Here is a 12,690-nt window from a genome sequence, read left to right on the forward strand (position 1 = left end):
CTTTTAGTATACTATAAATTTAAGGGAATGAAATCCTAAACCATGATCGAATGAAAAGAATTTTAGCATTATTAGCCCTAATTGTTCCATTACATAGTTTTTCACAGATAACCACCATACATAGAAATGAAGCCATTGAAAAAATGGTTCATGAAGTATCACCGGATCAACTCAAGACCTATATTGAAGGCTTGGTCAGCTTTGGCACCAGACATTCCTTAAGTAAGGATGAGGACAACAGGGGTATTGATGCAGCCAGGCATTATGTACTTTCCCAGTTTAAATCTTTCGAGCCTGGCTCAGGAGGGAGGTTAAGTTCAAAAATTGATTATTATACCATCGAAGCAGATGGCAGAAGAATCCCTGAAGATGTAAGGATGGGAAATGTAATGGCCACCCTAAAGGGAACTGACCCAAATGACGACAGGATATTTGTCGTCAGCGGGCATTTGGACAGCAGGGTTTCCGATGTCATGAATGCCCAGGCCGATGCCCCTGGGGCCAATGATGATGGCTCGGGAGTAGCTGCCCTAATAGAAATGGCCAGGATCATGAGCAAACAATCTTTTTCGGCAACCATCATTTTCATAGCCGTTTCCGGAGAAGAACAGGGACTTAAAGGTGCAGCCCATATGGCCAAAATGGCCAAAGAAGAAAACTGGAACTTAGCAGCTATGATCAATAATGACATGATTGGCAACTCTGCCTCAAGTGGAACAAAGCTAAGAGAAAACACAAAAGTCAGGGTTTTCAGTGAAGGTGTACCTTTATTGGAAACAGAGGAAATGGAGCGTTTAAGAAAATATACTAATGGAGAAAATGATAGTAAATCTCGCCAGCTTGCGAGGTATATAAAAGAAACTGGTGAGAAATATGTAGATCAACTTGAAATCAAACTAGTTTACAGAAATGATCGGTTTTTAAGAGGGGGAGACCACACACCATTTTCTCAGCAAGGATTCACAGCAGTCAGAATCTGCGAGTACAATGAAAACTATTATCAGCAACATCAGGACTTAAGAACCGAGGATGGCATCAAATACGGCGATCTACCGGAATATATTGATTATGAATATTTGCGTAAAAACACAGCTGTCAACCTAGCTGTTTTGGCCAGCTTGGCCTCCGCTCCTGCTGTTCCTCAAGAAGTAGGCGTTGATGTGAGCAAGCTTAGCAATTCTACCACATTAAAATGGCAAGTACCTGCAGCTGGAAAAGCCAAAGGGTATTATGTACTAATGCGCGAAACAAGCTCTCCAGTCTGGGAAAAGAAATTTTATACTGAAAACACTTCGATCACCTTACCTTATTCTAAGGACAATTACTTCTTTGCTGTTCAGGCAGTCGGTGATAAAAACACAGAAAGCATGGCCGTCTTCCCGAAACCTTTGAGGTAATCCCCTAATATATCACTCACAAAGCCTCTTATTCCTCCTGTCCAAATTACAGATGGAAAAAGAGGCTTTTTTATCTTCCCCCTTTAGCAGATGTATTGAGGTACTCAAACAAAAATCACTAACTTTAAGCCTATATTATCGTATACATCTGGAATAAAAATCAACAAGAAGTCAATATATGAATCCTTTATTGGAAAAATTCACTACGCCATTCGAAACAGCACCATTTGATAAAATTAAAAACGAACATTTTTTACCAGCTATCAAAGAAGCCATCAAAGAGGCTAAAGCTGAAATAGAAGTCATCAAATCCACCAAAAATCCAAACTTCAACAATACCATTGAAGCATTGGACAAATCAGGCAAAAAATTAAACATCGTATCCAGTATATTTTTCAATTTAAATGCTGCAGAAACCAATGATGAGATCCAAAAGCTAGCAAGGGATATTTCACCATTGTTGACGGCCCACAGCAACGACATCCTTTTGGACAATGTGCTCTTTGAATTGGTCAATAAAGTCTACCAATCAAAAGAAAACCTAAGTCTTAACGAGGAACAGGCAACTCTCCTAGACAAAACCTATAAGTCTTTTGTCAGAAATGGCGCCAACCTTTCGGATGAGGACAAAGAAAAACTTCGCACAATAGATAAAGAACTTTCTCAAAAAGGCCTTGCGTTTGGAGAAAATGTATTAGCGGAAACCAACAAATATGAATTGGTAATCGATAATGAGGCTGATTTGGCAGGCTTGCCGGATGCAGTGGTTGAAGCCGCTGCTCAAACTGCATCAGAAAAAGGCAAGGAAGGCAAATGGGTCTTTACGCTCGCCTTCCCCAGCTATGTTCCTTTTATGACTTATGCAGAAAACAGGGAACTTAGAAAGGAAATCTTCACCGCTTATAATACAAAATCATGTAAAGGTGACGAGTTGGACAACCAGCAAATCGTGAAAGAAATCCTCAACCTGAAAAATCAAAGAGCTAATCTTTTGGGCTATTCAAGGTATGCTGATTTTGTTTTGGAAGAAAGAATGGCCAAAAGCGCTTCAGAGGTTAGCGATTTCCTAAAAGACCTGCTGGAAAAAGCAAAACCAAAAGCCGAAGAAGAATTAAAAGAGTTGACTGAATTTGCTCAGGAGATTAATGGACCTGAGACACTTCAAAAATGGGATTTTGGCTATTACTCGGAGAAGCTCAAAAAGGCAAAATTCGAGGTAGATGATGAACTGACCAAGCCTTATTTTGAATTAGAAAACACCATTCAAGGCGTGTTTTTGACAGCAGGAAAACTATATAACCTTGAGTTTGTCAAAAATGACGATATCCCAGTTTACCATCCTGATGTAACAGCCTATGAGGTAAAGGACAAATCTGGAAAGCACCTTGCAGTTTTCTATGCTGACTTTTTCCCTAGAGCTGGAAAAAGAAATGGAGCATGGATGACCGTATACAGGGGACAGTCAAAAGAAGATGGAGTTGATCATCGTCCACATGTTTCCATTGTTTGTAATTTCACTAAGCCAACCAAGAGCACACCATCTTTGCTGACCTTTAACGAGGTGACTACACTATTCCATGAATTCGGTCATGCCCTACATGGAATGCTCGCAAACGGCACCTATGAATCACTATCTGGAACCAGTGTCTATTGGGACTTCGTAGAACTACCTTCACAGATTTTTGAAAACTGGTGTTATGAAAAGGAATGCCTTGACTTGTTTGCAAAACACTATAAAACAGGCGAAAAAATCCCTGAGGCGTTAATCGATAGAATCAAGAAAGCAGCAAATTTCCACCAAGGTTACCAAACCCTCAGACAGGTTAGTTTTGGTTTATTGGATATGTCCTATTATAGCACCGACCCTTCAGAAATAAACTCTTTATTTGAATTTGAGAAAAAAGCGATGAAGCCTACAGAGCTTCTGCCTGCTGTGGAAGGCACATTGATGTCCACAAGTTTCTCTCATATTTTCCAGGGAGGCTATGCTGCTGGTTATTACAGCTACAAATGGGCTGAGGTACTTGACGCTGATGCCTTTGAACTCTTCTTGGAAAATGGAATTTTCGATCCAGTGACTGCTAATGCTTTTAAAGAACATGTACTATCCTCGGGAGGAAAAGTACATCCATCCATTCTATACAAGCGGTTCAGGGGTCGAGAACCTAAACCTGAAGCACTTCTTAAAAGAGCTGGATTAATATAATATTCTGAAAGGACCGATTTACGGTCCTTTTTTTTTATAAAAAATCTCACCACTGAATCCAGAAAAAAAGCACTTAAACATCTTTTAAATGTTAAAAAAACAATTACAAATAATTCATATTTACATCAAAATAATTGTTAAATCATTAATTTTTAAATTTATTTATTGAATTATTTTGAATTTAAAATCAAACATATTACCTTTGAATCATAAAGAAAGGATAAAAGATCTTTTCATCTATACTGTAGGATGTTGAAACTGGCAGACAAGCCCTCCTGTCTCGAGGGTGGAGAATCTGGGATAAAGCAAATATCGAGCTCGTATTTTGCCTAACTACTCCGTGGAGGTTCGAATCCTTCTCCTACAGCAGGTTATTTTGGGTTTATTGTTAATTGACTAAAGCTATGAGATATTGTTTCATAGCTTTTTGTGTTTTATAGGCATTTTGGATAAAATCCGGTTTATTAAATCCTCAATTCAGCTGAAAAATTCCGGGACGATTTAGAAAGCTTTTCTATGGAAATCGTTTTCTATTTATATAAATTATATTTTTCGATTATTTTATTTAGATAGTTGATTTTTTTAAAAAAGTTTCGTTAATTTTGTGTCACACAAAAGGCAAAAAAGCTTTTTTAATACTGTAAGAAGATAAGGTAAAAGTAAACCTTATCCTCAAGGTAGAGTTGAAAAACCAACTCTGAAGGTTCAAATCCTTCTCTTACAGCAGGTTATTTTGGGTTTATTGTTAATTGACTAAAGCTATGAGATATTGTTTCATAGCTTTTCTTTTTATCACCCAATAAATCCATCCGGGATCTTGGCAGTTAATAAACTAATCTTTTCATTATAAAATTAAATCGTTTATTTTTAAGCTTTTCTAAAAACCTCACCTATCACACTGTTTAATGAAAAAGTTTAAGTCAATCAAAGGATACCTCCTACAAGTTGGTCTTTATTTTATCTTAATATTTACTTTTACAATTACACCTTCAAAGGCTCAAAATTTAAAAATTCAATCGCTTTCGGCTTTATCTGAGAAAATATATTTGCAACTGGATCGAAAAACCTATACAACTGATCAAACGATCTGGATCAAAGGTATCGTCACCGAAGGACTACATCATGCGCCAAGTCAACTAAGCAGTATTTTGTATATACAGCTGATAGGTGCTGATAAACAGATAAAAGACGAAAAGGTCATCAAACTTTCCAATGGTGTGGGAGACAATTTTTTCGATTTGAATGAAAATTATCCTAAAGGAAAATATTTGGTAAGGGCTTATACCAAATGGAATAATAATTTTGGCGACAATTTTGTTTTTGAAGAGTATATTGACATTTTCCCTTCTATTGATCAAGAACAGATCTCACCAATCAGCAATGTATTTTTGTCAGAAAAGTCACCTGGGGAATTTTGGTTAAACGCCCAATTTTCACCAAAAACAATTGACAGTCTACATCATAAAAAGCTGGATATTTACCTAGATATTAACGAGCAAAATGACACCCTTACGCTGAAAGCCGACAATAACGATCAGTACACCTTGGAATATCCGGTAGATATAGAAAGCGATTTGGCAACACTGGGTATGACTACCCAAAATGACCGTCACTTCTCTAAAACATTTTCTTTGGGTCAAGAAAACATTGATCTGCAGTTTTTTCCCGAGGGAGGAGATATGATTCACCGTCAAATAACTAAACTAGGGTTCAAGGCGGTAAATAGCAAGGGGCAGGGTATCAAGGTTAGAGGAGATATAGTAAATGATAAGGGAGAAATAATCATGGATTTTAAAAGCAACCACCTCGGTATGGGCGCCCTGTTTCTTTCTCCAGACAGCGCAAGACAGTATTTTGCTAGCATCCCCTCCTCAAGGGACTCAACTATTAATTTCCAATATCCTTTGCCCAAAACAAAACCGAAGGGACAAAACTTTTCTATCATTCGAGGGGAAGACATAATTAGATTAATATCTGTTAATTCAAGTCCTGTTAATGACAGTATTTTTATCCAAATCAATTGCAGAGGCATAGAATATTATCTTATAAAGGGTAGACTCAAAAAAGGAGAAATGATGGTTCCACTACCCAAAAACAGTCTTCCAGAGGGAGTCATTTCCTTTACGCTACTGGATAAAAACCAGCAGCCCTTAGCTGAAAGACTGTTTTTCAATGAAAAACCCAAAAATAGACTACAAGTCCAAGCTTACACAGACACTTCCACCTATTCTCAAAGGGAAAAAACAGAGATCTCCTTACAGGTCTTAAACCCTAAAGTCAGTCCTGAAAAAGTAAATCTGTCTGTCTTGGTCATTAATAATGACCTGATGGGGAAACACCAACAAAACCGACAAAACATCCTTTCCCAACTCTTACTAAATGCTGACTTAAAGGGAAAAATTGAAAGCCCAGGCTACTACTTTAATACAAATAATAAAAACAGACTCCAAGACCTAGATGCCCTATTACTCACTCAAGGCTGGCGAAGATACAACTATACCCAATCTGTCGATTCTATCATATACAAGCCTGAAACCTCCCTTCATGTCTCAGGAACAGTAGGTGGGGTATTCTCCCCCAAAAAGAAAAAGGAAGGAGCGGAACTAACTTTAATGACCTTTGGAGAACAACCGTCTTTTCAATCTCAAAACACAGACAGCCTAGGCCGTTTTGACTTCTACTTACCGGATTCATATGGCCATAAACTCAATATCCTCATCCAAAGCGCCAATAAATCGGGTAAGAACAAAAACTACACCATTACCTTGGACAAAAACCAATCTCCCCTCATTTCCTTTGACCATAGAAAAACCATAGAAGACTTGGACAGCATCCAATTTGCCTTGGTAGAACAACAACAGAAAAAAAACAAAGTAGATAGAGCATTCAGACTCTCAAATGATGCCTTTGAACTGGAGACAGTAACAGTAGAAGATTATTTACTCACCCCAGAAAGAGAAAAAGTCATGAAGCGCTTTGGCAAGCCGGACAAAGTGATCAACGGAGAGGAAATCCAAGAAAAAGAAGAAAAATGGTCTTATGGACTGTACAGCGTACTTCTTTTCAACTATCCGGAAATCAGAATTGAAAGAATGGAAGCGACATATGGAGAAGATAGCCTTGGAGGCCCTGAAGGAAGTTATCTAAAAGCAACTATTCCCGGAGGAGAAGAAACCCTTGTGGTGGTCGATGGTATCCCTGTCATCAATTATAATTACGACCTCATTCCGAACATCCCTCCTTCTGAGGTAAAAAGTGTTGAACTGATTCGATTTGCCGACCAGTTTACCCCATTATATATGGAAGTATACCCGCAGGCTTCTCCATTATCAGCTCCTATGTCAGGAAATGTGATCGCCATATATACCCACGCTGGAAAAGGGATTTTCAGTGTCCAACAGCCCCCGGGAATCCTCAAAGCTGCAGTCCCGCTTTATTCGCCTTCGAAAGAATTTTATACACCAAAATATCAACATATCAGTTCAGAAGACTGGATAAAGCCCGATCTGAGGACATTGGTTCATTGGCAGCCACAGGTTATAACCGACGAAAATGGAAAAGCTAACATCAACTTTTATAACGGGGATATTACCGGAAACATCATGATTGTCATTGAAGCCATCTCAGAAAATGGCAATATCGGCTATCAAGAATTGTTTTATAAAGTGATCAAAAGTGAAACAGCCCTGACCGACTGATTTTAAACCAAATCCCCTCAAAAAACATCAAACAAAACTAAATCCTTAGTCTTTTTTCATTACCTTTTGGAAACTTAGTATGAAACAAAGTACATGCTATTGATTCAATCTAAAAAGACAATGACCTGTATCACAAGAAAAAATGCCAAAGACATTGTATTCATTAACTTGTCATCGACACTCGCATTTTTGATGATATTGTTTTCTTGTAAAAGCAAAACCAACAGCCACCCTGCACTACAGGATCAAGAAAAAAGCCATTTAACCGAATATAAATGGACAAAAATTGATTCTTTTAGAGTGGAACGGATGACAAGGTTTACCATGCTGGTTTATAACTACAAGAGCAAAAAAATACTGGCCTATGATCCCATCACTGATGAATACCTTATATTGAACAAGCAAGGCAATATCCTACAAAATGTAAAACGAAGTGGGGATGGCCCCAATGAGTATACTACCAGAGCTTCCGCAGCCTCCTTTGACCATGAAACCGATGGTTATTTTGTACAAACGACCAATGAATTCGTTCATTATAGCGCCAATTGGGAGGTGAAAAAACGGACAAATTTTTCATCTTATCATACTGTAGTCCTCTACTCAGGCCCGAGAGTAAAGACCCCTTACTATAAAATATCAGATGCCGCCCCTATTTTTTTTGCATGCCTATTCTCAGGAGTGGGAATATTCAAGATAGTAAAACCTGAAGATGTGGACAATATAAAACTAGTTGAATATTATTCCCCCAAGACAGACAGCATACATTCAGCTCTTCCCTTGTACAAGGACCTATTCATGCCCAATATATTAGAAAAGCCTAACACCTTTATCAAGCAAGTATACACCATTGACAACAAAAACAACCTACTCTATTTAACCTTTCAGAAAGGCAAGGCCATCGGCCTGTATGACTTGGAAAAAGAATTCCAGCCGATTTCAAAATTGCCCATATCGCATCAGGAATATATAAAAAGCCATGGATCAAAAAACACCGCTTTATTTAAGTTCGACAAAGGATTGCTAGCCCTGTTATATTATAAGGGGCTTTCAGAAGGGGAAGAGCAATTAAGAAAAGATAAGGACCCAGATTATAATCCGAATAGCGATCCACGACTTTTCAGTTTTATCCTGTTTGACCAAGGCAAGCAAATCGAAAAAGAACTGCCTTTCCCAAAAAATGCCAGTCCTTGGCCTCAGCCACTTGTACTACAAGATAATTGTATTTTAACCATGGACAAAGCCAACGATAAAGTAGAACAAGAATTCACCGATTTCAGCATTTATCAACTAAAACAAACAACAAGTAACTTTCCGCAACCATGACCTTGTACCTTAATTCAAACAAGAAATCAAAATATTTACTCAATTGAAGTATGAATAACTGATTATGAATTTCACCTTTATAAATAGAGGGCAGTAATCAGCTACCTGAATCAATGGTTTCAAGTAGAATAAACAGGCTTACTTATGAAAGCACTTTCTAAAAACCCATTTAAGGCTATAATGTACTTTTACAATTGGAGTTCGATCAGGTCACATAGATCAAAAAAGCCTAAAACTTAGCAGTTTTAGGCTTTTTTGTTATCACTCAACTACTGCTTCTATATCCGTAACAGAATATGCTGCAAAATATCCCAAAGCAGTATCCCCAAAATTTGACAAAGGGTTAGATGGAGCAACTCCTCCACCATCTATTATTTCCACTAAGGTCCTATAATAGTCATAGGTTGTTCTATCCAAATGTCTCAACTCCACATACAACTCATCCCCTTCTTCCAATGTATGTGGAAAATCATAGTCCTGAACATTCCCATCAGTAAATTTATCATCCCACAGCCAAAAGTTGTCATCTTCAATCAATTCTCCATCAAAATCAAAAACATAAACTTCTCCATTCACATAAACATTAAAGCTATAATAATTACCTAAGCCTGGAGGATCTTCAAAATATGCACGAACATAATACCCTTCTTTATAAAACAAGGACTCTTCCTCATATCGCACAAGTAATGAATCAATAGCCACTTGCTCTTCTTGCATTTTACAAGCTGCAGTATAGGTATTTCCTTCCACTTCCACCTTGATTGAATAATTCACTCCACGTTCTCCTTGAAGGCTTGTCGTTTGGTATTCGCCATCCCCCATATCCTCCAGAATATCTACATTTCCTTTATCATCAGAGATTTCAACATATGCCCCCTCAACACCTGGAAAAACATTATCCTCATAGAATCCAACAGATTTACTTATTGTGACCGTGTATGGACCGGGCTGATCAGTCACTATACCTTCTATTACAATCCTAGGTTCTGCGTCTTCTAAGCTTATATCAATCACTTCCTCACAAGAAGCTAATGACAATACTGCAATAATGATTAAATATAAATATGATTTCATTTTATTTAAATCTAAAGTTATAGGTAATAGAAGGTAGAATACTGAATAGTGAGAATTTCACTGCTTCTGTCTTACTTGGATCTTCTCTACTTTCTCTAAAATTCACGATAAATGCATTCTTTCTTGCGTAGGCATTATAAACGGAAAAGTTCAGGTCCGATTCAAACCGCTCATTGCTTTTAAGCATCATGGTAGCCCCTAAGTCCAATCTATGATAATCAGGTAAGCGGCTGTTATTTCTCTTATCATATAGATTGATAACCTCTCCTTTTGATTCATATTTACCCACAGGGTAGGTAACAGCATCTCCAGACCTATAAACAAAGGCAGCCGAAAGATTCCATTTTCTATTCAATTGATACATCCCTACAATAGAGAAATCATGCGGTCTGTCCCAGCTTGCGGAATAAACTTCTCCATAATCCACCCCATCGAATTTTCTCTCAGTTTTAGATAAAGTATAACTTATCCAACCTGTCAGATCCCCTTTATTTTTTCTAAGGAAGAATTCCGCACCGTAAGACCAGCCCTTACCGAACAACAACTGGGACTCAACATTTTCATTAAACACCAATTCCGCACCTGTCTTGTAGTCTACCTGATTTTGCATGTCTTTATAGTAAACTTCTACCGATCCCTCAAAGGTATTGTTATCGAAATTCCTGAAATACCCCAGAGCGATCTGATCCGCTATTTGTGGTTTAACATTATTGCTTGATGGAATCCACAAATCAATAGGAGTTCCAGCATTGGAATTGGAAACTAAATGTAGGTACTGTCTATTCCTTCCGAAGGAAGCTTTAACCGAAGTCGTCTCATTCAACAAATAGGTCACACCCAGTCTTGGTTCCAAGCCACCGTATGATTTGACAATCTCTCCGCTTTTATAGATTCTGGAATCCACTACATCCCCATCTTCATCATAGGTATATATTTCACCGGGGCCAACCTGAGCAAACCAAGAATACCTCAAGCCCGCATTGACATTTAAATTGGGCGAAACATTCAAATCCTCCGATATATAAGCAGCAGTTTCCCAAGCATATTTCCGCTGAAGTTCTTGCGGGTTGATATAAGAATCCCCTTGAGGAACAATTTCACCAGGCAAGAAATTATGGCGAATACCACTCACCCCAAATCTCAAGGTATTTTCAGGACTGATATAATATTCAAAATCTTCCTTCAGACTTATATCCCTAATTGCTGACATCACCTTAAATCCATTCATCTCCCCATCTTCCTCTTCAGCCATGATTTCTACATCATAGTTATAATCACTAAAAACCGCTGTGGTATTTAGAAAAAGCCTGTCATTAAAAAGATGATTCCACCTAGCTGTAGCAGTCGCATTGCCCCAGTCAAAGCCAAACTGGTCATCAAAACCAAAATTATCCCTTCCAAAATAACCGGACACAAATACCCTATCCTTCTCCCCTATCTTATAGTTGGCTTTGGCATTGAGGTCATAAAAGTACAAAACAGAGTTTTTCAAATCTTCGTCATTGGAAAGCTTAAGAAACATATCTACATAAGTTCTCCTTCCCGAAACCACAAATGAACCCTTATCCTTTACAATCGGCGCCTCAATAGTCGCTCTAGAAGAAATCAATCCGATTCCGCCCTGTGCAGCGAATTTCTTATTGTTCCCTTCTTTCATTTTGATATCCAACACGGAAGATGCCCTACCTCCATATTCTGCAGGAATATGGCCTTTATAGATAGTCAAATCCTTAATGGCATCAGAATTAAATACAGAAAAGAAACCCAATAAGTGTGAGGCATTATAAACAGGGGCTTCGTCCAATAGTATTAAATTTTGATCTGCACTTCCTCCTCTTACAAAAAAGCCTCCTCCGCCTTCACTGGACTTAATGCCTGGGAGAAGCTGAATGGTTTTCACAATATCCTTTTCACCAAAAATCACTGGAATGGCCGAAACCTCCCTCATATCCAACTTATTCACACTCATTTGTGTGGAACGAACATTCGAATCCTCAGGGTCTGCAGTTACTACCACTTCCTCTAACTGGGTGGACTCTGGCTCCAACTCTAAATTAAGACTTTGATCATCGAACAAAGAAATAGATTTGGTGACTGATTCATAGCCTACAAAACTATACACCAACGTGTATTCCCCCTCAGGTACTGTTAGCGAATAAAAGCCATAAACATTACTTGTTCCACCTGTGCCTAATTCCTTGATGAAAATAGTGGCTCCTATTAAACCCTCTCCACTACTGGCATCTTCAATAGTTCCGCTCACTGTGACTTTATCCTGTGCAAGCAGTGAAAAAGTAAGGCTATTCGCAAACAATAACAGCCATAGAAATTTCAATTTTAAACTCACCCGTTTTTGGGCTAGACATTTCATTTTCATTCTTCTATAATTTTCAAAAACCCAAAACTAAAGGAAAATTAAATCTCCACATAATTAAATAATTCTTAACCTTGATTATTAACTAACATTTACTTTGTTCCTGTACTTCTCTTTGGAAGCCACAAGCAACATATCAAGTCTAACAGATAACAAGCAGGTATGCTTAGTTAAAGGACACTGAAAAAACAATATACCCCTAGTGTAGATGGTAATTTTATAAAAAACAGTATTGATTCGAAAAAGTTTCGGTCCAAATTCACAGGATCAATCCCCTATAATAGTCGGAGAAACAACGCACCAATAAAATCATTCAACGCCTAATAAAGAATCAAAAAAACTATTCGTATAGTAGAAAAAAACGGGATGATTTAAATCATCCCGTTTTTCTTAAATCTAAAAATTAATTCCATTTAAAAAATATGATTCTGTATGGTACACAGAAACGATATTTGCTAACTTTCTCTGCTGACTACATAACAATAATCAAAACAATTATTGCCAACCAAACAATGGCAGACGCAGCCAGAAACATCTTAAATTTGTCGTCGCTCATCTTCCTTTTTATTTTAATATACAAAACTGAAAGGACAATAGCAACAAACTAAACACCACAAA

The 12,690-nt window shown here is 37.8% G+C and carries 6 protein-coding genes; 4 read left to right on the top strand and 2 right to left on the bottom strand.

What is annotated here, in order from left to right:
• Nucleotides 1–50: 50 nt before the first annotated feature.
• From KMW37_RS01165 to KMW37_RS01180, 4 genes are all read left to right on the top strand, one after another.
• On the top strand, nucleotides 51–1,397 hold the full coding sequence (locus KMW37_RS01165) for a M20/M25/M40 family metallo-hydrolase (protein ID WP_215222773.1): 1,347 nt from the start codon (nucleotides 51–53) through the stop codon (nucleotides 1,395–1,397).
• Nucleotides 1,398–1,575: 178 nt separating this feature from the next.
• Nucleotides 1,576–3,603: a M3 family metallopeptidase gene (locus KMW37_RS01170; protein ID WP_215222774.1), complete on the top strand. Its 2,028-nt coding sequence runs from the start codon at nucleotides 1,576–1,578 to the stop codon at nucleotides 3,601–3,603.
• Between the two features lie 905 nt (nucleotides 3,604–4,508).
• Nucleotides 4,509–7,301, top strand: a complete 2,793-nt coding sequence (locus tag KMW37_RS01175) for a hypothetical protein (protein WP_215222775.1) — start codon at nucleotides 4,509–4,511, stop codon at nucleotides 7,299–7,301.
• A gap of 120 nt (nucleotides 7,302–7,421) precedes the next feature.
• A complete protein-coding gene (locus KMW37_RS01180) occupies nucleotides 7,422–8,624 on the top strand; it encodes a hypothetical protein (protein WP_215222776.1) in 1,203 nt (400 codons plus the stop codon).
• Nucleotides 8,625–8,885: 261 nt separating this feature from the next.
• Here the strand turns inward: KMW37_RS01180 and KMW37_RS01185 are convergent, their stop codons facing one another.
• Together KMW37_RS01185 and KMW37_RS01190 are read right to left on the bottom strand one after the other, a co-directional pair.
• The gene (locus tag KMW37_RS01185; RefSeq protein WP_215222777.1) at nucleotides 8,886–9,698 is read right to left on the bottom strand and encodes a DUF4249 domain-containing protein; all 813 of its coding nucleotides are present in this window, start codon (nucleotides 9,696–9,698) and stop codon (nucleotides 8,886–8,888) included.
• A gap of 1 nt (nucleotide 9,699) precedes the next feature.
• Nucleotides 9,700–12,075 carry a TonB-dependent receptor gene (locus KMW37_RS01190; RefSeq protein ID WP_246581278.1) on the bottom strand — a complete coding sequence of 792 codons (2,376 nt, stop codon included), beginning with the start codon at nucleotides 12,073–12,075 and terminating at the stop codon, nucleotides 9,700–9,702.
• Nucleotides 12,076–12,690 lie beyond the last annotated feature (615 nt).

The organism is Echinicola shivajiensis (assembly GCF_018642165.1).
In the GTDB taxonomy this organism is placed as follows: Bacteria; Bacteroidota; Bacteroidia; order Cytophagales; family Cyclobacteriaceae; genus Echinicola; species Echinicola shivajiensis.

Excerpts from the sequence above, each read along its gene's own strand:
- KMW37_RS01165 (WP_215222773.1), top strand. The coding sequence starts at position 51 with ATGAAAAGAATTTTAGCATTATTAGCCCTAATTGTTCCATTACATAGT.
- KMW37_RS01170 (WP_215222774.1), top strand. The coding sequence starts at position 1,576 with ATGAATCCTTTATTGGAAAAATTCACTACGCCATTCGAAACAGCACCA.
- KMW37_RS01175 (WP_215222775.1), top strand. The coding sequence starts at position 4,509 with ATGAAAAAGTTTAAGTCAATCAAAGGATACCTCCTACAAGTTGGTCTT.
- KMW37_RS01180 (WP_215222776.1), top strand. The coding sequence starts at position 7,422 with ATGACCTGTATCACAAGAAAAAATGCCAAAGACATTGTATTCATTAAC.
- KMW37_RS01185 (WP_215222777.1), bottom strand. The coding sequence starts at position 9,698 with ATGAAATCATATTTATATTTAATCATTATTGCAGTATTGTCATTAGCT.
- KMW37_RS01190 (WP_246581278.1), bottom strand. The coding sequence starts at position 12,075 with ATGAAAATGAAATGTCTAGCCCAAAAACGGGTGAGTTTAAAATTGAAA.